21 protein-coding genes and 1 pseudogene are annotated in these 24,425 nt (G+C 40.3%); 20 read left to right on the top strand and 2 right to left on the bottom strand.

Features of this window, described 5'->3' with window-relative positions; genetic code table 11:
• Window positions 1-5: 5 nt before the first annotated feature.
• The 18 genes and pseudogenes from HPY74_01840 (at window position 6) to HPY74_01925 (ending at window position 18,330) form a co-directional block, all read left to right on the top strand.
• Window positions 6-986 (top strand): annotated as a pseudogene (locus HPY74_01840) (acyclic terpene utilization AtuA family protein).
• Window positions 895-1,710, top strand: a complete 816-nt coding sequence (locus HPY74_01845) for an alanine-tRNA synthetase second additional domain-containing protein (protein NSW89417.1) — start codon at window positions 895-897, stop codon at window positions 1,708-1,710. Before HPY74_01840 ends, HPY74_01845 begins: the two are co-directional and overlap by 92 nt.
• Window positions 1,711-1,824: 114 nt before the next feature.
• The gene (locus HPY74_01850; protein NSW89418.1) at window positions 1,825-2,568 is read left to right on the top strand and encodes a GntR family transcriptional regulator; all 744 of its coding nucleotides are present in this window, start codon (window positions 1,825-1,827) and stop codon (window positions 2,566-2,568) included.
• A 170-nt stretch (window positions 2,569-2,738) separates the two neighbouring features.
• Window positions 2,739-4,079 (top strand): extracellular solute-binding protein, encoded by a 1,341-nt coding sequence (locus HPY74_01855; GenBank protein ID NSW89419.1) that lies wholly within the window; start codon window positions 2,739-2,741, stop codon window positions 4,077-4,079.
• Window positions 4,080-4,162: 83 nt separating this feature from the next.
• Window positions 4,163-5,041, top strand: coding sequence for a sugar ABC transporter permease (locus tag HPY74_01860; GenBank protein ID NSW89420.1), 879 nt, complete (start codon window positions 4,163-4,165; stop codon window positions 5,039-5,041).
• 78 nt (window positions 5,042-5,119) lie between these two features.
• A complete protein-coding gene (locus HPY74_01865) occupies window positions 5,120-5,962 on the top strand; it encodes a carbohydrate ABC transporter permease (GenBank protein NSW89421.1) in 843 nt (280 codons plus the stop codon).
• A gap of 4 nt (window positions 5,963-5,966) precedes the next feature.
• Entirely contained in the window at window positions 5,967-6,962 is a 996-nt protein-coding gene (locus tag HPY74_01870; protein NSW89422.1) for a hypothetical protein, read from the top strand.
• Between the two features lie 6 nt (window positions 6,963-6,968).
• Window positions 6,969-8,237, top strand: coding sequence for a neutral/alkaline non-lysosomal ceramidase N-terminal domain-containing protein (locus HPY74_01875; protein ID NSW89423.1), 1,269 nt, complete (start codon window positions 6,969-6,971; stop codon window positions 8,235-8,237).
• A 10-nt stretch (window positions 8,238-8,247) separates the two neighbouring features.
• Window positions 8,248-9,369, top strand: coding sequence for a M20/M25/M40 family metallo-hydrolase (locus tag HPY74_01880; GenBank protein ID NSW89424.1), 1,122 nt, complete (start codon window positions 8,248-8,250; stop codon window positions 9,367-9,369).
• Entirely contained in the window at window positions 9,369-10,100 is a 732-nt protein-coding gene (locus HPY74_01885; protein ID NSW89425.1) for an SIS domain-containing protein, read from the top strand. Before HPY74_01880 ends, HPY74_01885 begins: the two co-directional genes overlap by 1 nt.
• Before the next feature lie 51 nt (window positions 10,101-10,151).
• On the top strand, window positions 10,152-11,732 hold the full coding sequence (locus tag HPY74_01890; protein ID NSW89426.1) for a glycoside hydrolase family 3 protein: 1,581 nt from the start codon (window positions 10,152-10,154) through the stop codon (window positions 11,730-11,732).
• A 31-nt stretch (window positions 11,733-11,763) separates the two neighbouring features.
• Window positions 11,764-12,033, top strand: coding sequence for a hypothetical protein (locus HPY74_01895; GenBank protein NSW89427.1), 270 nt, complete (start codon window positions 11,764-11,766; stop codon window positions 12,031-12,033).
• 311 nt (window positions 12,034-12,344) lie between these two features.
• The gene (locus tag HPY74_01900) at window positions 12,345-12,533 is read left to right on the top strand and encodes a hypothetical protein (protein ID NSW89428.1); all 189 of its coding nucleotides are present in this window, start codon (window positions 12,345-12,347) and stop codon (window positions 12,531-12,533) included.
• A gap of 20 nt (window positions 12,534-12,553) precedes the next feature.
• Window positions 12,554-13,876 carry an MFS transporter gene (locus HPY74_01905; protein ID NSW89429.1) on the top strand — a complete coding sequence of 441 codons (1,323 nt, stop codon included), beginning with the start codon at window positions 12,554-12,556 and terminating at the stop codon, window positions 13,874-13,876.
• Window positions 13,877-13,981: 105 nt separating this feature from the next.
• Entirely contained in the window at window positions 13,982-14,908 is a 927-nt protein-coding gene (locus tag HPY74_01910) for a prenyltransferase (GenBank protein NSW89430.1), read from the top strand.
• An 80-nt stretch (window positions 14,909-14,988) separates the two neighbouring features.
• Entirely contained in the window at window positions 14,989-16,026 is a 1,038-nt protein-coding gene (locus HPY74_01915; GenBank protein NSW89431.1) for a LacI family DNA-binding transcriptional regulator, read from the top strand.
• Window positions 16,027-16,252: 226 nt separating this feature from the next.
• Window positions 16,253-17,365: a Gfo/Idh/MocA family oxidoreductase gene (locus HPY74_01920; protein ID NSW89432.1), complete on the top strand. Its 1,113-nt coding sequence runs from the start codon at window positions 16,253-16,255 to the stop codon at window positions 17,363-17,365.
• A gap of 44 nt (window positions 17,366-17,409) precedes the next feature.
• A complete protein-coding gene (locus HPY74_01925) occupies window positions 17,410-18,330 on the top strand; it encodes a sugar phosphate isomerase/epimerase (GenBank protein NSW89433.1) in 921 nt (306 codons plus the stop codon).
• Window positions 18,331-18,440: 110 nt separating this feature from the next.
• Here the strand turns inward: HPY74_01925 and HPY74_01930 are convergent, their stop codons facing one another.
• Window positions 18,441-19,364: a helix-turn-helix transcriptional regulator gene (locus tag HPY74_01930; protein ID NSW89434.1), complete on the bottom strand. Its 924-nt coding sequence runs from the start codon at window positions 19,362-19,364 to the stop codon at window positions 18,441-18,443.
• Window positions 19,365-19,535: 171 nt separating this feature from the next.
• Here HPY74_01930 and HPY74_01935 point away from each other — a divergent pair, with 171 nt between their 5' ends.
• Window positions 19,536-21,359, top strand: coding sequence for an ABC transporter ATP-binding protein (locus HPY74_01935; GenBank protein ID NSW89435.1), 1,824 nt, complete (start codon window positions 19,536-19,538; stop codon window positions 21,357-21,359).
• A 32-nt stretch (window positions 21,360-21,391) separates the two neighbouring features.
• Complete coding sequence (locus tag HPY74_01940; GenBank protein ID NSW89436.1) at window positions 21,392-23,233, top strand: ABC transporter ATP-binding protein; 1,842 nt, start codon at window positions 21,392-21,394, stop codon at window positions 23,231-23,233.
• Here the strand turns inward: HPY74_01940 and HPY74_01945 are convergent.
• Window positions 23,202-24,116: a diacylglycerol kinase family lipid kinase gene (locus tag HPY74_01945; GenBank protein ID NSW89437.1), complete on the bottom strand. Its 915-nt coding sequence runs from the start codon at window positions 24,114-24,116 to the stop codon at window positions 23,202-23,204. The two genes, HPY74_01940 and HPY74_01945, sit on opposite strands and share 32 nt — an antisense overlap.
• Window positions 24,117-24,425: the final 309 nt, after the last annotated feature.

Raw genomic sequence — 24,425 nt, forward strand, 5'->3', positions numbered from 1 at the left:
TGAACTTGGAAGAACTGCGCGTGATATCCCCCACTGCCATACTAGGATACGGATTTCCTTTGAAGTCCTTCGAGGAAGGATTAAAAAGGCACCCGCATGTTATAGCCGTAGATGCGGGTTCGACAGACCCCGGGCCTTACTACCTTGGAGCCGGGGTATCCTTTACCGAAAGGCTGGCTGTCAAAAGGGACCTGAAAATAATGATTTCCGCAGCTTTGGAATAGGGTATACCCGTAATTATAGGTTCAGCCGGAGGCTGCGGAGGGGAACCTCATCTGAAGTGGAATGTGGATATAATCAAGGAAATTAGCCGCGAGCTGAACCTTAATTTCAAAATGGCGGTAATCCATGCCGAAATACCCAAAAGTATTGTCGCTGAAAAGCTTGCACAGGGTAAAATTTCCCCGCTCGGGCCCGTTCCTCAGCTGACAGCCGGGGAATTGGACAAATCGGTCAGAATTGTAGGCCAAATGGGAGTTGAACCTTTTATTAAAGCGCTTGAAGAAGGTGCACAGGTAATTGTTGCGGGAAGGGCTTACGATCCTGCCGTTTTTGCAGCAATGGCCATTAAAATGGGCTATGATGCGGGACTTGCGGTACATATGGGAAAGATTCTCGAATGCGCGTGCATCGCAGCAGTTCCCGGAAGCGGAAGCGACTGCATGATGGGGTACCTGTCGGAAGACTGTTTTGGTGTAGAACCCATGAATCCAGCCCGGAAATGTACTACACTGTCGGTAGCGGCGCACACTCTCTACGAAAAATCAAACTCTTACGTCCTTCCCGGTCCGGGAGGCATCCGGGACATTACGCAGGTGGAGTATAAACAGGAGACGGAAAGAGCAGAGGTTCCTAAACCTGGGACATCAGCTCGCTCAACATCATTTGAGCGCGATGGACAGATTGATAGGCTTTATCGAAGACGCAGGCGCCGGGAAATCTCTGCTGATCAAGGGAATGTTTCCGGGATTGGAGCTTTCCAATGATGATGAGGGCATCAATATAAGGCCGTTGCCCCTTTTAAAAAATATTGACTCGGGCTTCTTTAGCAGCCACACATATCATATAGATGTAAGGTTCGAATCTGCTTTTACCCAGATGCATGTGATGGCATATGCGATAAAAAGGGCTATCGACCAGGACAAAAGCGTCATCGTCGAACACTTCGACCTCATTTGCCGGATTCTTGGGTTGAACGCAGAAATTCTTGTGGGCATCGGTGAGGAAGTAATTGTTACACGTCCCAATATATTCGGACCACAGCCCAAAGATATCGCCGACATTGTTTTCAAATCCATCAAGTATAGAAAAATGGTACACACAGCCGAAGATCTGACCTGTATGGTGTTGGAGAAGGATTTTCACTTTTCTCACTCAATTGTGCACAGTGATGTAAAACACGGTTTTGTGCTGGAATTTGCGGAAAAACCCGATATAGATATTTATGACCTCGAAAACAGAGTTAAGGCGATTATCAACCGTGAAATCGATATTTGCTATCATGACGAGAATCATATCCTCATAGACGGAGATACCATATACCCCTGTACTGGTCCCAGGATCCTCGTTAAAAACACCGGAGATATTGAAAATTTTCAGCTTATCAAGGAATTGAGATATAACCCTATTTCCAAGATGTATGCCCTTGTAGGACTTGTAGGCAGGGAAAAGGTATCCGACATCAATGATCTGAATCAGCTAAGTCTATAAGAAAAAATGTAAAATCTAAATACTTTTCTATTGACATTATAAAACAAATATAATATACTTAATAAGGATGGTACGTACCACTTTTAAAATTATAATAGACAAGAGGATGTCAAAATGTCAGAAGGCGCTGGCATAAAGAGAAGCAGCAGAGTTGCATTGTATTACCAATTGAGCGATATAATCCAGAATAAAATAGAATCCGGGTATTTTTTGGAAAATGATAAGCTTCCCTCGGAGCGTGAACTGTGCAATATGTATGGAGTGAGCCGTTCGACTGTTCGCCAGGCTATACAGGAGCTTGAAAAAGAAGGTTATATCTACAGGTGCCAGGGCAAGGGAACCTTTGTAGCACCAAAGAAGTACAACCAGTATCTCAGTAAGATTTACAGCTTTACGGAAGATATGAAACAGCTGGGGAAAAATCCGACTTCAGTTGTGCTGGAATTTAGGGAAACAGCTTGTGATGAAAAAATAGCAAAAAAGTTCCGGGTCGAGACAGGTACAAAAATATATAACTTTAAACGTCTGAGGCTGATAAATTCAGAGCCGATTATGATTGAAAACAACTTTGTATTGTATGACCGGTTTCTCGGCTTGGAAAAAAAAGACCTTGAGCATAATTCCATGTACCTTGTATTTACGGAAAAATTCGGGGCACAGCTGACCCATGCGGAGGAAAGCTTCGAGCCGGTACTTATCAGAGAAGAGGAGTCAAGGCTTTTAAACTATGGGCCTAATCTTCCCGGTATGAAAATAGAAAGAATTACATATGAAAACGACAGGATCATCGAATACACAAAGAGTATCGTCCGCGGCGACAAATTCCGTTACCACGTCAAGCTTGGGAGAGATACATAACTATTTTTTATTTTATCTAACTGGTAATAACATTCGTACAAGTAATTATAATTTTAATATGCAAAATAAATAAATATATTGTCCTTAAGAAGATAAAATGAAATTTTTAAAAGCTTTAACCGCTCTAAAAAGCGGAAATATAAAAACAAAACATGAAAGGGGATATCAAAATGAAAAAAGCATTTACACTTCTTCTAACTATCATTTTAACGACAGTAATGTTATCAGGCTGTACCGGTTCATCCGGCTCATCAAAGTCAACAACAGAAAAAACAACAGTGGAAAATACTGCTCCCACTACTCCCAGCCCTAAGCCGTCTAAACCTGTCACCTTGAGATTTTGGCAGGCCGGAGGCGATACAGCTGGGGCTTCGGAGAAAATGTCCGAATTAATCAACAAATTCACGGAGAAATACCCGAATATCACTGTTGAATACCAAGCTATTTCTTGGGCTGAAGATCCACATGCCAAGTTTCAGGCAGCTATCGTAGGAAATGATATTGCGGATTTGCTAATTGTTGGATCACCTTTTGACTTTGTACTTGCCAACAGTGATCAAATCATTTCATTGGATAAGTACATAGACGATACATTCAAAAATGATTTGCAGTTTGTAAATGAATGTACTTATACAGGCAAAAATGAAAAACTCAAAGGGAAATTAATATCCGTCCCCCTTTTCGGCGATGCTAGGACCATAGTTTACAACAAAGATCTCTTCCAGAAAGCAGGTGTCCCTGAGCCTACCACTTCGTGGACACACGAAGAGTTTTACAATAATGCCGCCGCACTGACAAAGAAGATTGACGGCGTTCAGGTTTATGGTTTCGGCACCTCTGCGAGATATGCCTCCCAGTACCTGCCGTTCGTCTGGAATCTGGGTGGTGAAATCCTGAATGAGGATATGACCAAGTCAACAGTAAATACGCCAAGCTGGAAGGCAGCTATCGAATACTATAAAAAATTCTTTGATAACAATATAACTCCTCCCGGTTCGGTGAATCTTAATCTGGCTGATATACAGAAAATGTTTGCAAATGGTGAGGTGGCTATGTTTGTTACAACACAGGACTATGTGAAGGAGCTCATGAAGGACCCGGCTATGAAAGACAAAATCGGAGTCGGTCAGATGCCTCACGAACAAAAGCAGACGGCTTTTGCAGGAGCGGATGTGTTTGTTATCCCGGTTCTGTCCAAAAATCCCGACGAAGCAGCGCAACTGCTCAGATTTTTGGTGAGTACAGACAATCAGGTGGACTACTGCAAAACTGTAGGGTTTATTCCCTCTCTCAAATCGGCAGCGTCCAATCCCGCATTTACTGAAGATCCAATCAAAAAGGTTTTTACCCAGGCTGTTTCATATGGCAAGTATTATGTCAAAACCGAAAAATCAAACACCATAACTACTATACTGAGGGGTGAGATTCAATCTGCAGTTTCAAATCAAAAAACTATTGATAAAGCCCTCCAGGATATTGACACGGCAATAAACGATGCACTCAAGCAGTAAATAACAGAATGGTTTTCGGGTGTACAATTTAGGTGTACAATTACAGTACACCCGAAAACATATTTTAACAGGAGGTGATATTCATGATTGTCAGTACCAGGAAGGAAAAGGCGGGTTACTATCTATTTCTTGCCCCGGCTTATATCATATTCGCCGTATTCATTTTCTGGCCGGTTATTCATTCATTATATCTATCCTTTTTCAAGTACAATATGATGACTATCAAAGTGGCGCAGTTTAACGGTATACAAAACTACCTATCTCTCTTGCATGACAAGGTGTTTACCGTCAGTGTCGTTAATACAGTATATTTTGTGATTGGCACTATACCGTTTGAAATGGTGCTGGGCTTATTAATAGCCTTGATAATAAACAGCAGCTTCGTCAGGTTAAAAACTGTCTATAAAGTAGGATTTTATATTCCATATGTATCTTCGATGGTTGCCGTTTCAATTATCTGGACAATAATATTCAATCCCACTCCTAACGGTTTAATAAACACTTTGCTTATTAAAGCCGGCATGCAGCCTTTAGGCTGGATTTCCGACAGTAAACTGGCGCTTCCCACCGTAATGCTTCTTGTTATCTGGAAGGAAATAGGATATATTATGATAATATACCTCTCAGGGCTTGCAAGCATTCCTGGTGAGATATACGAAGCTGCTGCACTAGACCCGATTTCCACATTTAAGAAATTGATTTATATAACACTGCCCCTATTGAAGCCTACCATCATATTCCTCCTGATCACACAAGTTATTGCGTCCTTCCAGGTTTTTACCCCCGTCAATGTCATGACCGGCGGAGGACCGGGCTACAGTACGATGACAATAGTAAATTATCTATACAAAAAAGGTTTTGAGGAATATAACATGGGTAGCGCAAGTGCAGTAGCCTATGTGCTTTTTGTTATGCTTCTGCTTCTGACGATGATTCAGAATAAAATATCTAAATCAGAATGAGTAAAGCATTGCCGAATCGTTTATCTGTTAAATATTACAGGGATTTGACGAAAAATAACTTGGAGGGAGTGAAAATTTTTGGACAAAGCGCAGGTTGTGAAGAAAGTACTTGTTAATATAGCATTGATCGGAATAGGAGTTTTTATGCTCCTTCCGCTTTTGTGGACACTTTCCACCTCACTTACGAATGATTCGATTATAACGTCATCCAGTCTGATACCTAAGAATCTTACACTGGATAACTACATAAAATCATGGAATTTCCCCAGGGTATTCAACAAGAGCGTCACTATGGGAACCTTTTTCAAGAACAGCCTCGTTACGACCGTTATCATAACAATATCAGGCCTCCTGTTTGATTCAATGGCAGGCTATGTCATTGGGCGAAAAGAATTTCCAGGCAGAAAGCTTTTCTTTTATCTTGCGCTTTCAACGTTGATGATACCGATATATGTGACTGTTGTACCGATGTTCATCATTGTGAGAAGCCTCCACTGGACAAATACTTATGCCGGGTTGATAGTCCCGTTTTTATCCTCAGGATTGGGTATTTACATGTTCAAGCAGTATTTTGAAACATTACCTATAGAGCTTGAGGAAGTGGCAAAGATAGACGGAGCGTCGAATTTCCGGATATACTTCACTGTAATGCTCCCCCTTTCAAAGCCGGCTCTTGCAACGATGGCCATATTAAAATCCATGTGGGCCTGGAACCAGTTTTTCTGGCCCCTCATTATCATATCGGAACTGAAAATGAAGACACTGCAGCTGGCACTTACCATGTTCCGCGGTCTTAATGTGACACAGTGGGGGTTGCTGTCGGCCGGTATGACCATAGCTATTCTGCCGCCGATTATCATATTCATCGCATTACAGAAATACTATTTGAGTGGCCTGACCGTAGGCGCAGTAAAGGGGTAAAAACATGAAGATATTTGCAGGATACGACTGCGGAGGCACAAAGACGACATGCATACTGGCCGACGAATATGGAAGAGTGCTGGCCAAGGGTACAGGAGGTCCTTCGAACTTTCTTTCTTGCGGTTTTTCCATAGCATCAGCTTCTATAAAAGAGAGTACAAAACAAGCGCTGTCCTGTGCCGGTATTAAAGACGAAACACTTTATAGCGCATATTTCGGTTCGGCTGCGGTGGAGTTTTTTTCCGAAAGCCAAAAGGTACGGGCCTTTTTTGAAGGATGCGTCCCTGCTAAATACATACGCTTTAACAATGATGCATATATAGCTTTTTATGGCGCTACCTTTGGTAAACCCGGTATTGTAATGGTGTCCGGCACCGGGGCAGTTGCCTACGGCATTAGGGAGGATATCTCATGGGTAAAAGTTGATGGCTGGGGTCATCTCATCGGAGATGAAGGTTCCGGGTATAGTATTGGCAACAAAGCAATCAGGCTTGCAGTAAAATCCTTTGACGGGATTGCAGAAAACAAACCGTTTGAAAACGCCGTACTAAAGCATTTCTCCATTAGCTCCATGAGGGAGCTTATAAAAATTATTTACGCGGATCCGTCTTTATCAAGAGTCAGAATTGCCTCCGCCGCAAATTGCGTATTTGCACTTTATTCGGAAGGAAACCGGATAGCAGCTGAAATACTTGAGGATGCTGCAAATGCGATAGTAGCTTCCATTGTTGCGGTTTATAAAGCTATGAATGTTACAGATGATGAAACAGTTGTAGTATTTTCGGGAAGTGTTTTGAAAAAGTGCGAATGCATATCAAAACTGGTCAAAAGAAAACTTACTGAAGGCGGTTCGCACAATTTCCGTATCACCTGGCCTGAGGTTTCCCCTGCTACAGCCGCACTGCTGCTTTCATACAATGTTCCCGACGGTAATAACTACAATAATTCCGTTGAAAGAATCATATGCAAGTGCCGGATGACGCACGATGAAGAGAGGTGATGAGATATGCAGGTCGGTTTTGCACAGAGAATTATAACCCCGTTTACAACCATGCCGATGGCGGGCTACGATAAAAGATGTATACCGTTCAAAGGCATTCACGATGACCTGTATGCAAAATGCCTTCTGTTGGAAGACGGTGGAGAACACCTTGCAATATTCTCTTTAGATTTATTGGGGATTGATGAGAACCTTACCGATGAGATTATAAAAGCATTGTTGGCATGCGGAGAAAAGATTGCCGACGACAGGATGCTTGTATGCGCCACTCACAATCACAGCGGTCCATCCGGGATATTTACCGGAAGAGCTGATTTCAATAAGGAATACTTTGATCTTCTTGTTAAATCATGTAAAGAAGCGTTTTTTTCAGCGAAAAGAGATTCCAGAGCGGCATTTTTACAATTGGCATGCACGGAGATCGGAGATCTAGCTTCGGTAAGGAATGAGGTACCGGAGCCTGCAGGATATAAAATCAAGGCCTGTATCGTTAAGGCTGTGCGTGATGACGGATGTGTCATGCTTGTAAATCTTCCCTGTCATCCGACGGTTTTAGATGAAAATAATTTCTTTATCTCCAAAGACCTGTTATATGGCCTGGAGCTGGGATTAAAGGATGCAGGGATGGAACGACACATTTTTATAAATGGTGCGGCAGGAGATATCTCCACCCGTCATTTTAAGACTGCTGCTACCTTTGCAGAAGCAGAAAGGCTGGGACGGATAATAGCCGGGAGTGTGCTTGAAGCCGGTTTGTCCTTTAAGTTGATTCATAATCCGGTCTTTTTCGCCGAAAAAAGGAGCGTTTTATTGAGATATAAAAAAAATCTTTCATTCAATGAAAAGGAAGCTAAAAAACGTGAAATCCGTAGACTTCTCGCAAAAGTCGGAGACAGCCCTTTGAAAAGGAATTATGAATCTTCACTTCTAGTGCTCGAACGTCCGGACAGAGATGTCAAAAGTCTGCCCAATACCGTTGTTTCCGGAGACGACTGTTATAAAGAAGTGGTAGTCCGACTTGTTAAAGTCGGCAGTCTTTCTATTGCGTGTGTGCCGCTTGAGATAAGTCTCGAAACCGGCCAGAAAATCTCGGCCATTGTGGATCCAGGCGGAGGCAGGTCTCTTATCTTCGGTTACTGCGGAGGATATTCAGGGTACATCGCAGGAGCAAAAACCGGTCAGTACGATTATGAAAGCATTGCATGTCCGTACGAATCCGACTCTGAGCATGAATTGCTTGAAGCTTTTGAATATTTAGCCGGAAAGGCAATATGAGGTGTTTATATTGAATGCAGATATAGATGAATTGCTGAAGAGGTTGGAAATCTACACCAACATTGACAGTAACACTTATTGTAAGACAGATGTAGACCGATTCTCACAGGTTATTGAAAAAGAATGCAGGGAGGTCGGTTTTACAGTTATACGCCACCGGCAGAATGCAGTGGGAGATTTTCTGGAGCTCACTGCAGGGCACGGACAAAAGAAAATTCTTCTTCTGGGACATATGGATACGGTTTTCCCTGCCGGAACCGCTGCAAACAGGCCTTTCAGATGCGACGGCAGCCGTGTTTATGGCCCTGGAGTGCTGGATATGAAGGGTGGATTGAGTATTATTGTGCAAGTCATGAAACGAATTGCGGCTGATATTCCCGCTGGGTACAGGGTTACCGCATTTCTGAACTCTGACGAAGAAACCGGTTCGAGGTGCAGTGAAAAATACATCAAGGAACATGCCTTAACATCCGAGGCAGTCCTGAGCTTTGAAGGTGCAAAACCTGCAACGCTGACCACCGAAAGAAAGGGAATCATATCTTTCGATATGGAAGTGACCGGCATAGCCGCACATTCCGGTGTTAATTACATGCTTGGAAGCAGCGCAATAGAAGCAGCAGCTTATAAAATCCTAAAACTTTATGCTCTAAGGGACAATGAGAGAGAAATAACAGTAAACATTGGTAAGATAAACGGAGGAAGTGCACGGAATATTGTTGCACCACTCGTAAAGATAGAAGGTGAGATCAGGTATTTTGCTCGAGAAGACCGTTCAAGAATTCTAAACCGTCTTTCGGAAATTGTTAACGCGGCAGATGTTCTCTATACATCAGCTGAGGTGTGTATTTTCTCGGATAGGCCTCCATTAGTGGCAAACGACGGCTGTATACGTCTTTTTGAAATTGCACGGCAGGAAGCTGAAATACTTGGACGACAGCTTCATCCCAGAAAAACAGGCGGAGGTGGAGATGCAGCTTTTGCCGGAATTTATCCTATTCCCGTGCTTGATGGTCTTGGACCCGAGGGTGAAAACTCTCATACCGAAAGCGAATATATACTTGTGGATAGCTTATCTTTCAAAGCAGAGCTTGTCGCAAGGATTATACAAAAAATTACACAAGGAGTGGTTTGATGAATTTCACATATCTAGAAATCGTAAAAGGTATTCTTGACAAAATTGCGGACCAGCAGTCGGAAGTGCTTGAAAAGGTTTCTTCCCTGTGTGCAGAGAGTATAATGGAAGATCATTTTTTATATTTTTTAGGGACTGGACATTCCCACATGGTGTGCGAGGAGCCGTTCTACCGGGCAGGAGGACTCGTACCAATCTATCCGATTCTTGAGCCGTCGCTCATGCTCCATTGCGGCGCCTATAAGGGGACCCTTATGGAAAGACTTGAAGGCATGGCAGAAATACTTCTGGAAGAAAGCGGCATTCAAAGTGGCGATATATTATTTCTTGTATCCAATTCCGGACGAAATAGTGTAGTAGTAGAAGCTGCCATAGAAGCGCGAAAGATGGGGATAACTACTGTAGCGATTACATCCATTAGCCATTCAAGGGAGGTGGAATCCCGTCATAAAAGCGGTAAAAAACTATATGAAGTCACTGATTATGTTATAGACAACTGTGGTATTCCAGGTGATGCGGTCATTCAGTTTGATAGTTTTAATCAGAAGGTTGGTCCCACATCATCCATTGCCGATCTGACAATAGTTAATATCATTGTGATAAATACGGTTGAAAAACTGCTCGCAAAGGGCATAATTCCACCGGTATTTATAAGTAGCAACCTGGATGGAGGTGAGGAATTCAATCGCAGCTTTATCGATAAATATAGGCAAAAAATAAGGTTCCTGTGATACATAAAAGGATACATAAAAGCATTATTTCTTATCATTGGGGGGTTTTTAATGAAAGCAAGCAATCTTACGTTGGAACAAAAGATCGGACAGATGATTATAGCAGGATTTCCATCAGCGGGCTTTGATCCGCATATTGAAAAGCTGATCAAAGAATATCATGTCGGTAATATCGCCCTTTTTTCGCGAAACATAGGATCTGTCAGAGAGACTGCCGAGCTCTTATGCCTGATACAGTCAAATATGATTAAATATAATCAGGTTCCGGCATTCATAGGACTTGACCAGGAAGGCGGAAATGTTTCACGCATCCGTGACCGCTCTTTGATGTTTCCGTGCAATATGGCATTCGGAGCTGCCGACATCCCCGACAGCACCAGGCGGCAGGGCTTATTTACGGGAGAGAAGCTGAGGGCAATGGGGATTAATTTGAATATTGCACCTGTGCTGGATGTAAACACCAATCCGGAAAATCCTATTATTGGTGCACGTTCATACGGAGATAATCCGGATGAAGTAGCAAGACTGGGCTGCGCGTATATAGAGGGACTGCAGCACAAAGGTGTTGTAGCTACCGCCAAACATTTCCCCGGACATGGCGATACGGATATTGATACCCATCTTGGACTACCCATTGTATCTCATGGACGCGACAGGCTTGAAAAAGTTGAGCTCTATCCTTTTAAAAAGGCAATTGAGGCCGGTGTTGATGCTGTTATGACTGCACATATAATTTTTCCGGCCCTCGATGGGGAAAATCGCCCGGCGACTATGTCATACCCGATACTGACAGAGCTTCTGCGCGGACAGATGGGCTTTCAGGGCATTATAATAACTGATTGCATCGAAATGAAGGCTGTGCTTGACAACTACGGAGTGGAAAAGACAACAGTAGAAGCCATCAAAGCTGGTGCTGACATGATTTGCATATCCCATACCCTTGACTTTCAAATCAGAAGTCTGGAAGCAATAAAAAATGCGGTAAAAAGCGGTGAATTAGGCGAATCAAGGATAGATGAATCGATAGGACGGATCCTGCGGCTGAAAGAAAAATACGGATTGATGCAAGACCTGTGCCTCGACATCCGGAAGCTTGAGAGACTTTTTTCCGACGAGTCGTCAGCTTTATTTGCCGCAGACGTGAGTCGGAAAAGCATTACTCTTATAACGGATAAAAATTCCTTGCTGCCCGTAAAAAGTAAGAATATCCTTTCGATATCTGCGGAACCGGCATTAACAACCAATGTAGAAGACGGAAAAAAACTGCAGGTCTCCTTTTGCGCTTCGGTTACGGAAGCCCTGGGCGGAGAAGGTATTGTCATTCCTCAAAACCCGGATAAAGGCATAATTGATGAAATCTGCCGGAAAAGTGCGGACAAGGATCTCATCATTTTCGGGGTGTACAACGGCAGATTGAATCCGGGCCAAATCGAGCTTCACAATGCAATACAGCGCAATAACAAAAATGTGATTGCTGTACTGCTGAAAAGCCCTTATGATATCAGCTTTATCCGTGATACTGAAACCTGCATAGCTGCATATGAATATTCACCACTTTCAATATCCAGTGTCATAAAGGTACTGTCCGGAGAGCCTGCTTATGGCAGACTGCCGGTAAAGATCCGGTTGTGAAAAGGTACAAACGGAAGGAATGAATGCTGTTATGAGTATATTTGAATCCATAATGCTGATTTGTTTCGGAGCAGCTTGGCCGTTTTCGATCTACAAATCATATAAATCGCGTAAAAACGCCGGTAAAAGCATAGTATTTTTGTTTGTTATCCTTACAGGATATATTGCAGGTATTCTGCACAAATTCATCTACAGTTATGATGCAGTTATTTTTCTTTATATTTTAAACAGCATTATGGTAGTAACAGATGTGGCGTTGTACTATAGAAACCGAAGGATAAGCAGGGTTCGGGAAACGTAGAATGAATCTGAAAACTGATTTCGGGCAGGCTGAAATGTATTGTCGAACACGATTACGTGAACTGAAGATTCGATTGATTAGAAAAACCGAGGTATAAGAATTGCTTTTATTACGCAGCAGTCAGATTGTGTGAAGATTGCGCCGTGAAAGTTGGTGAGATACAAGTGACTTGAGATAGTCATCATGGCAATGCCTAGCCAGCAGCCGTGTACCGAGTCTTGCGTGGGATATGGTAACATACACTAATGTATTTTTAAAGTGAGGTAAAATTCAATTATAAAAAGGTCCAATTTTCAGGTGACAAATACAATTTGGATAAACGAGCTGCAGCCATGGGTGCTTTCCAGGCACTGTATGCCCTTGGAGTATTTGGAGGGCCGTTTTTTGCCGGACTTTTCAATGAGGTGTGGGGACTGCCGGGAGGTTTTATTTTTGCGGGATTTATTGCGTTATCGGGATATATATTATCTTATTATTGGATAAGGAGAGATCAGCCATAAAAGCGCTAAAAAGAAAGCTTATGCCTCACAATAGAATTTGTTGCGGAGAGTATAGAAAAAGCCAGATTTTGTTTCTTATAGATGCGGCTTTTATAAATGCGGCTTATGTATTGACAAGTGGAGTGTTTTTATCGGGTTTTGTTATCCATCTCAAAGGCTCGGATTTTATAGTAGCCTTATTAAATAATTCAGTTATTTGGGCTTCCATCCTTACTGTGTTTTCTTTTCTCATATTTGAGAGGATCAGGGCACGTAAAAAGCTCCTTATTTCATCAAATATTGTATCAAGGTTTTTATCCAGTGCCATAGTTTTTCTGCCTTTAATATTCAATGATGAAAAATTAATAATTGTATTATTGACTATAATGGTGATAACTGCCAATTTTTTATGGGGGTTTTACCAGGTTGGTTGGATGATCTGGTACATGGAGGTGGTACCCCAGGGGAAAAAGAATGATTATATATATTTCAGGATGTTTATTGTAAGAATTGCTTTTACAATCTCCACAATAATAATGGGTTATGTACTGGATTTCTACAAAAAAACCTATACCGGGTTTCTTATAGCCTTTATTACTTCGTTAATACTTTCGACAGTAGATGTTATTATACTGTTATTTGTTGAAGAACCGGAGTATAAAGTCCAGGAAAATGAAAAAAACAGCATGGCAACATTTCTTAAACCCTTTTTGAGTATTGAATTCAGAAATTTTCTTATTTTTATATTTTTATATTATTTAAGCCTCACAATTTCCACATCTTTTACATCAATATACCTGATAAGGTATTTGGACTTCGATTACGGATTTATATCCACAATAAATGTCGTTTCATATGTATTGATGATAGTATCTACAAGATTTTGGGGGAAGGTACAGGGCAGGAAAGGGACGGTATTTGTCCTTAAGATATCGGCGATTATTGCCATATTAGATTATTTAATATATTTCTTTTTAACTGAAAAAACTTTTTTCATAATGTATTTTTCTTCAATTATATCAGGGATAGGAAATGGAGGCTTTAACATTGCCATAATGGCATACAGGTTCGAAATAATGCCAGAGAGCGGTAAGTCTATTTATGAAGGATGGTTTAAGGCAATATATGGTATAAGTGTGCTTTTAGCGCCTTTTATAGGAAAGATACTTATGAATGTAATGCCTGATTTTAGCGGGCTTGCTTTTCCTATCAGCAAGTTCCAGGTGCTTTATTTAGCCTCATTTGTATTTGCCGGTTTCGTTATCTTTTTATCCTTTTATAAGCCGGGTATGGTTTTGTATAGAGATGGAGATGAAAATGAAGATTCATATAAAAATACACCAATGCACCCCATAAAATTGTAGTGTATTGAACTATGGTAGTATATAATATAGTGTATATAATATGTATAAGTTAAATTAAAAATTAAAAAATTTAAAGGAAAAGTGAAAGGGAAAGCAGGGTAATTTGTGAAAGAAACGGAAATTAAAAGACTATGGAGAGGGTTCTGGCAAATTGCCGATCCTAAAATATGGATTGCATCAACAGTCCCCATGGCTGTAGGTGGTGCTCTTGCCTATGGCATAACCGGAAAATTCAGTGTATACTGGTTTATTGTCTCTCTTGTAGGGATTTACCTTATTGAAATAGGAAAAAATGCGGTAAATGAAGTTGTAGATTATAAGTCGGGAGTTGACAGGTATGTCTCCCCGGAAAAAAGGACTCCTTTCAGCGGCGGGAAAAAGTCCATTATTGACGGGAAACTTACTGTTTTTGAAGCAGGGGTAGTTGCTCTCCTTACCATGGGAGCGGCGTGCCTTATAGGGTTTTATATCATATTATTCAAGGAATTTTCTGTTTTTTGGATAGGCATAACGGGTGTTTTAATTTCCGTGTTTTACAGTATTCCGCCTTTCAAGCTTGCATACCGCGGCCTTGGGGAGGTAACAGTTGGGATTACTTTCGGCCCGTTAATATTGTGCGGAATTTATCTGGTAATGACAGGAAGTATAGATTTAAGAGCTATTGTTGTTTCTATTCCAATAGGCCTTTTAATAGCTAATGTTCTCTGGATAAACCAATACCCGGATTATGAAGCGGATTTGCAAGGCGGAAAAATGAACTGGGTTGTACGCCTTGGCAAAAAAAAGGCCCTTAAGATATATAAACTGCTATTTATACTTGCATATGCCTTCTTTCCACTAATAAGCATTATTTTGAGGAATTGGTCCTGGCTTCTGGGTTTCTCAACTGTACCATTGGCGCTCCAGGCTGTTAAAACAGCGCAAATATATTATAATGATATACCCCGTTTGATAAAAGCCAACGCAAGGACAGTTCAAGTTTACATGCTTACGGGAGTTATAATGGTAATTGCCGCCCTTATGAGCCGTTAGAGTAATTAATTATACTTGATTTTCTTCTAAACTTCCTTTATAATAGTTAATGTAATCCGTTACATTATAAGGGGGTAGCAATGGCAACAATTCAGGATGTGGCCAAAATGGCAGGTGTATCTGTTGCTACAGTATCCAGGGTGCTTAACAATAGTCCCCTGGTATCTGAAAAAACACGGGAAAATGTAATGAAAGCCATAAAAATTTTAGATTACCGGCCAAACCTCCTTGGAAGGAATTTAAGGCGGACCGAAACCAGAATGGTACTTGTTCTTCTTCCAAGTATATCTAATCCTTTCTATTCAAGGGTAGTTAAGGGTATTGAGGCTGTTGCCCGTGAAAACGGTTATAATATCATGTTATGTAATACGGATTCCAAACCGGAAAGGGAGTCAGTATATCTTCAAATATTACGGAACAGGCTTGCGGATGGAGTTATTTTCATGGCACCGGAATTGGGACCAGAGGAGTTATCGGATATTAGCAGAAATTTCCCTGTTGTACAATGCTGTGAGTATAAGGAAGGGGCTTCGGTATCACAGGTTTCAATAGATAATTTTAGGGGAGCATATAAGGCTGTTGGGCATCTTATAGGGTTAGGGCACAAAAGGATAGGAATGATAACCTGTAAAAACAACTTTGTGTCAACAATCCAGCGTAAAGCAGGTTATAAAAAAGCAATAGAAGATGCAGGGCTTGTTTTTGACCCCAGTTTGATCAAATACGGCAATTATAGTTTCAAGAGTGGAATAAAGGCCGCAAAACAGTTTTTATTAATGCACGGAAATATTCCTACTGCAGTTTTTGCCATATCCGATGTTATGGCTATTGGAGCAATAAGGGGCTTTAAGGAAAAAGGCGTTAAGGTACCTGATGATATTTCTGTCATAGGATTTGACGGTATAAGTTATGCTGAAATGTATAACCCAACCCTTACAACCATTTCACAGCCCCAGTACGAATTAGGCTGTGAATCAATGAAGCTTTTGTTAATGCATATACGGAGGGAGGTAAGTGAACCGCGAAATGTGATACTGGAACATGAACTAATAATTAGAGAATCTACCGGAAAGGTTTCCAGTATTAACAAGGATGACGGGGAAGCTAACGGAATATAAAGAAGTGTAACTAAATATAAAGAAGCGTAACCGAGCGAAGCATAACCGAACGTAAAGAGGCTAATAGAATGTAAGGAAGTGTAACAGGTGAATAACAGGAGAATACTAGGAATATAACAGAATAGCCGGCACAATAGGCCAAATATTATGAAGCTGGCTGTTGCTGTTAAAATATAAAAATAAGTATTATATTGAAAATCACTATAAAAAATAAGGGGGTTGTTGTATGTCAACATGTTGTAAATGTACTGAGAGCAACAAAAAACTTAAGGTGGGGATTATCGGCTGCGGAGGCATAGCAAACGGTAAACATATGCCCAGTCTTAAAAAGCTGGATATCGTAGAGATGGTTGCGTTTTGCGACATTGTAAAGGAAAGGGCCGAAGAGGCGGCAAAGAAGTTCGGCACCAGTGATGCTTTTGTTTGTACGGATTATAGGGATTTACTGAAAGATAAGTCCATTGATGTAGTACATATATGTACTCCCAACAAATCCCATGGATTTATTACTGTTGATGCACTGGAAGCCGGTAAGCATGTGATGTGTGAAAAACCTATGGCTAAAACTGCCGAAGATGCGCGCAAGATGGTGGAAGCTGCAAAGCGGACGGGTAAGAAACTTACCATTGGTTACCAAAACCGTTTTACTCCCGAAGCTCAATATCTTTACAAGGTATGCCGTAGAGGGGACCTTGGAGAGATTTATTTTGCAAAGGCCCATGCAATCCGCAGGCGTGCCGTACCTACATGGGGAGTGTTCCTGAATGAGGAAGAGCAAGGGGGAGGACCTCTAATCGATATCGGGACCCACGCCCTTGACCTTACATTATGGATGATGGATAATTATAGGCCAAGGATTGTTATGGGTACTACATACCATAAATTGGGCAAGAGAAAGAATGCTGCAAATGCATGGGGGCCATGGGACCCAGAGAAATTTACCGTTGAGGATTCCGCATTCGGGTTTGTTGTAATGGAGGACGGCGCAACCATAATATTGGAATCCAGTTGGGCTTTAAATACTCTCCAAGTAGGTGAAGCTAAAACAACTCTGTGTGGTACTGAAGGTGGAGCCGATATGTGGGATGGCCTTAGGATAAACGGTGAGGAATTCAGCAGTCTCTACACAAAGAAACCGGAACTTGGCGCCGGCGGAGTTGCTTTTTATGAAGGAAAAGCTGAAAGTGCTTCAGATAAAGAAGCAAGGCTTTGGGTTGAATCCATCCTTAACGATACCGAGCCTGTTGTAAAACCCGAACAGGCCCTTGTAGTTACAGAGATATTGGAGGCTATATATACATCCTCAAAGACAGGAGAGCCGGTATATTTTAACAAGTAAGTTTATAATTTGTTTAGTAAATTAATAAGGGAGTTGAGTTAAATATGAAACTGGGCTTTTTAACAGTATGTCTAGGAAATATGCCTCTCGAGGAAAAGGTAAAGTGGGCTGCCGAAAACGGCTTTCAAACACTCGAAGTTGCATGTTGGCCAAAGGATAATGACAGGGATTATTCTTCAAGCGACATAGATGTAGCAAATCTTACCGAGAAGGAAGCTGAAAGGATAAAAGCATGTTTTAAAGAATACGGGCTTACTATTTCATCGTTGGCTTACTATGACAATAACCTTCACAATAACTTGGAAAAAAGGTCTTTTGTCAATAACCATGTAAAAAAGTGTATTGATGCTGCAGTAATGCTTGAAACTTCAATGGTAGGTACTTTTGTAGGCAGAAACATTGATAAAAGCATCCAGGATAACTTTGACGAGTATGAAAAAGTATTCGGGGAACTGGTGCGTTATGCGGAAGACAGGGGAATAAAGATAATAATTGAAAACTGCCCAATGCAAGGGTGGCAAGTACCCGGCCTTCCCGGTACTATCTCCTTTACTCCGGAATTATGGGAAGAAATGTTTAAAAGAATACCAAGTAAAAATTTCGGGCTCAACTATGATCCATCGCATCTGTTATTTCAATTGATAGATTATAATGCGCCGGTATCAAAATTTGCTGATAGGATATTCCACGTACATGCAAAGGATGCGCAGGTTTTTGAAGATAAACTGAAATGGTATGGTGTCTTCAATAAACAATTGAACAAAAAACATGGTGAAGGATATTGGATGTTCCGTATGCCGGGCTTGGGGCAGGTAGATTGGGGCAAATTTATCAGCACACTTAAGGGAGCGGGTTATGATGGTGTTATAAGTATTGAACATGAGGACCCGTTATACGAAGGAAGTATTGAAAAAGTAAAAGAAGGTCTTATACTGGGGAAAAAACACCTGGAACAGTTTATATAAACTTAAAACTTAACGGCAATCTTAACGGCGCCTGTACTGAAGTGCAGGCGCTATGTCGTTTCAATGGCGGGTAATTCTATGAACTGTTCGGAACAGTTCTTTTGAAATTCTCAAGTTAAAGAGGTCTGTTCCTGTGGCTCATCCTGTGGATTACCCTGTGGATTACTCTCCGGTTTATTTTTTCTGAACCTTGAGGGTGGATTGCCGTAGTATTTTTTGAAAAGCTTGCTGAAATGATAAACATCATCATAACCTACGCTTTTGGCTACGGCTTTTACAGGTAGGTTACCCTCTTCAAGCAGTTTTAGTGCTTTTGACAGGCGCACTTTTATTAAATAATTAATCGGGGATTCTCCGATTTCTTCTTTAAATATTTTTGATATATATACGGGACTTAAGTACATATTCCTGGATATTTTTTCAAGAGATATTGCATTCATATAATTTTCATTAATATATGATACAATTGTATTGACAATATTTACTCTATCATACGATTCAAAGTTAAACATGTAACTTTCATTATAAGTCTCGCGCAGGGAAACATCTTTGGCAATCATGGATGTTTCCCTGAGGAAAATAATAATTAGTTTCATTAACAGTGATTTTAAAAGAAGCCCACACCCCGGTTCGTCCTTTTCTTGTTCTGCAATAATTTCACTGCAGCACCTTAGAAAATCCTGTTCATACCTGGCAAATTTAAATACAGGGCTTATGTTTTCAGGAATTAAAAAGTCTTTTTGCAAACCTTCTATACATATATTGGTAAAACCTGCATGGAATTCCATTGATTCCTGCCCCGGATTCATTAACCGGCAATGATATACTCCCGGGTTAATGACAATCAAATCTCCCTTTTTCAATTGGTAGAAAGTACCGTTTATATTATAGGTACTATCTCCGGAAAGAAAATATATTATTGAAATAAAGTCATGGCAATGATATTTGGTACTATTCCGTTCGCCATATTTTCTTTTAAATATATATAATACTCTGGGGTTGAAATTTTCTTCATCTATACCCAAATCGTACAAGCAAATCACATCCCATCTCTATAACACCTTAATTTTATACCATTTAATTATATCTTGGCAACTGATAAATTTTGTATAAGAATATACATCATAAGGTTAAAAAACTACATTTTATTAGAAAATATAATCACTCATAATAATACAATGCCTTTAATGTTATGGTGATAAATTATGAGAGTGCTTAAATTTTTTTGGCGGTATTTAAAAAAATACAAGTTTTTTTTAGTGACAATATTTGTATTTATGATGGTAAATGCACTGCTGGGGTTGGTTACTCCTTATATCTCCGGCATGATAGTAGATGAGGTTATTGTTAACAAAAAAAGAGAGTTGTTCCTTAAACTATTGGTGTTACTGTTATCTGGTGTTTTATTCAAATCCATAGCTCGCTATTTTTCGCTTATGTTGATAGAAAGAACAACACAGGACTTCCAGTTTGATGTAAGAAATGAAATGTATTCAAGAATGCAAAAAATGGATTTTTCTTATTTTGATAGGACCAAGACAGGAGATATAATGACAAGAATAAGCGGGGACCTGCAGGTAGTCAGGAATTTTATAGCAGGTTCCGCAACTGTAGTTTTTGAAAGCTTGTTCAGCTTTGTATTTGTTATGATACTAATGGTAAGGATGAATTTTTTGTTCACAATATTGCTATTGGCGGTAACTCCATTTATTGGGTATTTTACTTTCGATATGACAAAGAAGACAAAGCCTTTAAATTCCGAATGGCATGAACAGGTTACCAGGTTAAATTCTGTTGTGCAGGAAAACATTAGCGGGAACAGGGTTGTAAAGGCATTTTGTAATGAGGATTTTGAGATACGGAAATTTACAAAGGAAAACGAGGGTTACAAAAATGAGTATGGAAAATGGGTAGATATATGGAAAAAGTATTTACCCGTTATAAACTTTCTGGGCGGTATGATGACTGTAGTTATTATTCTGGTGGGTGGAATACTTGTAATAAACGGTAAGCTTTCCTATGGTCAGCTGGTTGTCTTTACCGGCCTTTCCGGTACTCTCAGCGTGCCTATAAATATGGCAAACTGGTTAAGTGACCAGGTGCAGAAGTTTTTTGCATCAGGAGAAAAAATTATTGAGCTGATGACTGTCGAACCCAAAATCGCAGATGCGGAAAACAGTATTGCGCTTGAAAAATACAGAGGGGAAATAGAGTTTAGAAATGTGTCTTTCAGTTATAATGGGGAGAGAGTCTTAAAAAATATTAATATGCACGTAAAACCCGGACAGACTGTGGGTATTATAGGCCCTACAGGTTCAGGCAAGTCTACCCTGGTTAACCTGATTTGCAGGTTTTACGATTGCACTGAAGGGGAAATATTAGTTGACGGTTTAAACATAAAGGAAATTCGAAAAAAGAGTTTAAGAAGAAATATAGCAATTGCCATGCAAGACACATTCCTGTTTTCGGATACAATAGAAGGAAATATTGCATACGGCGTGCCGGATGCCGCAATTGAAAGCGTCCAACGTGCGGCAGCTGCAGCAGGCGCGCACCATTTTATATTGGAGCTTTCGGATGGGTATGACACTATAGTAGGAGAGCGCGGAGTAGGACTCTCTGGAGGCCAACGCCAGAGGGTATCTCTTGCAAGGGCTTTATTGAAAGATGCCCCTATTATGATTTTTGACGATATTACCTCCAGTGTGGACGTTGAAACAGAACAGAAGATCCAGGAGTCTCTTAAATCTGTTTACAGTGGTAAGACCACCTTTATAATATCCCATAGGATATCTTCTGTTAGGAATGCGGATATAGTATTTGTCCTGGATAAGGGACAAATCATAGAGCAGGGAACTCACCGGGAACTCCTGGAAAAGAAGGGGTATTACTATAGCGTATTTATGATTCAAAGCGGAAAGAGCAAAGCTTTAAGCGAAAATTTAAGCGAAAACCTAAACGAAAACCTAAATGAAAATATAAGCGAAAATTTAAGTGAAACTCTAAATGAAACTCTAGTGAAACTTTAAATAACTCTTTAGTGAAGTTAGGGTAGGTTGGAATGGCTAGAAATAAATATGATATTGATGAAAAGCTTGAAGGCGAATTTAATATAAACTACTTGAAAAGGATTTCGGGGTATGTTAAGCCTTATAAAAAAAAGATGGTATTAACTTTATTCCTTATGGTACTTACCACCTCGGCGTCCCTTTTAGGTCCATATCTAATAAAAGATGCCCTGGATAATAGAATACCGCAGAAGGATGTGCCGGGGCTTATATTGCTGTCGGCTTTGTTTACCCTTACACTTGTTATTATAGCGGTATGTTCAAGGTTTAGAATTGAGCTTATTAATGATGTGGGTCAAAGCATTATACGGGATATCCGTCTGGATTTGTTTTCCCACTTGCAAACACTGCCCTTTTCTTATTACGACAGCAGGCCTCATGGTAAGATATATGTAAGGGTTATAAACTATGTAAATAATATTGGAAACTTGCTTTCCAACGGGCTTATCCAGGTAATTATAGATGTTATAAGCCTGGCATTTATAGTTGTCATTATGTTTTCTATTGATGTCAGGCTAACCCTTCTTAGCCTGCTTGGACTTCCGGTACTTTTGCTTGCGGTTTTCCTTATAAAAGGAAGGCAAAGGAGAGCCTGGCAGGATGTCAGTACCAAGCAGTCAAACCTCAATGCCTATATTCATGAGAGTATATCAGGTGTGAAGGTTACCCAGGCTTATATCCGTGAGGATATGAATCTTAATATATTGAAGGAACTGGGTGAGAAGTATAGAACATCATGGATGAAGGCAGTAAGCAGCAGCTTTATTCTGGGGCCCATTGTAGAAAACATATCGGTGTTGGTTACATGCTTAATATATATGGCAGGGATATCATGGATTGCAGGGGGCGTATCATTAGGGGTAATTGTGGCATTTACAAGTTATACCGGGAGGTTCTGGGGGCCTATTAACAACCTCAGTAACTTTTACAACCAGATTGTTACTGCAATGGCGTACCTGGAAAGGGTATTTGAAACTATGGATGAGAAGCCGACGGTAGCTGATATTCCAGGTGCTTATGAAATGCCTCCCATAAAAGGGAAAGTGGAATTTAAAAATGTGAGCTTCAGCTATGAAGAAGGCGGAAGGTTGATTCTGGATAATGTAAGTTTTACTGCAAATCCCGGCGAATCAATAGCTTTAGTAGGTCCTACCGGTGCCGGTAAAACTACAATCGTCAATCTAATAAGCAGGTTTTATAATATCAACTCAGGGGAAATCCTTATTGACGGAATTAATATAGAGGAAGTAACTCTGAAATCTTTAAGAAAACAAATGGGCATAATGCTCCAGGATACTTTTATTTTCTCTGGCAATATTATTGATAATATTAAGTACGGGAAGCTTGATGCGACAGAAGAGGAGGTAATAAAAGCTGCAAAGGCGGTAATGGCCCATGATTTTATTATGGAGATGGAAGGCGGGTATTATGCCGAGGTAAGTGAAAGGGGTTCAACCCTGTCTGCAGGACAGAGGCAGTTAATTTCATTTGCAAGGACCCTCTTGGCCGATCCTAAAATTCTTATACTGGACGAAGCAACTTCAAGCATTGACACGAAAACGGAAATTGCCTTGCAAAAGGGACTTGAAAAGCTTCTTGAGGGAAGAACATCCTTTATTATTGCCCACAGGCTGTCTACCATCAAAAACGCTTCGAGAATCATGTATATAGATAATGGCAAAATAATTGAACAGGGAACCCATGATGAGCTTCTAGCCAAAAAAGGTGCATACTGGAGGCTTTATACCGAACAGTACAGGTATCTTGAAGGGGACTATGAAGGTACTACGGATACCACGGACACTACAGAGGAAGTATTATTTTTATACCGCTAGGTATTATTTCAAAATCAATTTTTCCTTCAATTATACTGGTTTCGCCGTCAACATTCATTGCAACCTTGTTCTTGCTGATAATATTTACGTTTTTACCCCTGTGGAAAGAAACCTCTTTTATTTCTGCATGGTTACCCCTTATGAACCTGGGGAGAAATTTTAAAATTTTTAGTCTTCCTACGTATTCAATAAGGCAGATATTCAGAAAACCGTCGTTTATCTCGGCTGAAGGTGCAGGCTGCATCCCGCCGCCATAATACTTCCCGTTGGCAACAGCCACCAGGAGAGTGTCTTTTTCTATGGTTTTACCGTCAATTGTTATTTTTAACTGGTTGCTTTTATAACTTAACAGTGTTGCAAAAACGCTTAAAATATAAGCAAATAAACCGGATATAAAGGGAAGTTTTTTTATTTTATGGGATTTATAGGCCACTTCCGCATCAAAACCTAAAGAAGATATATTTATAAAGTATCTACCGTTTATTTTGCCCATGTCAACTATAAATTCTTTGCCGTTAACCAGTCTTTCCAGTAATTTATCTTTTAAAGCTTGCTTTCCTGACAAATCCTTGTTGACAAAATATTTTGTAAGGCTTTTGAAAAAATCATTTCCTGAGCCGGCAGGGATAACAGCCAATGAACTGTTACTTCCTACTATCCCGTTGAGGACTTCGTTAAGGGTTCCGTCCCCTCCTACCGAATAAACTCTGAAAGTGTCCCTGCTTACATACTGTTTAACTAACTCAACACCATGCCCGGGGTATCTTGTAGTTTCTATAAAGTATATGTCATTTCTACCGGAAAAATATTCATTGATTTTAGGAATATACTCCACTGTTTTACCTTTTCCTGCAACCGGATTTATAATAAACAAATGTTTCATGTTTTTCCTCCAAAACATCTATAACCTGTGGTAATTATAATATAACAACATTATGTAAAAATATTAAAAATATTATATAAAACATCATATAATAACCGACAAGAGTAAACAATAATTTATTAAAAAAATTAATACTTTTCTAAATATTCATGCAGCGCTCGATGTATAAAATTAAAACACAGGTGCAAAAACAGGTGCAAAATTTAAATGGTTGTATTTAGGTAAAATGATTGTTAAAATAAAGTTGTTCGGCGACCCCGGCTTAAATACAATTTGTTGTTGTATTAATAGTTGCCTTAAGGGTTACCA

The organism is Bacillota bacterium, assembly GCA_013314855.1.
Classification (GTDB): Bacteria; Bacillota; Clostridia; order Acetivibrionales; family DUMC01; genus Ch48.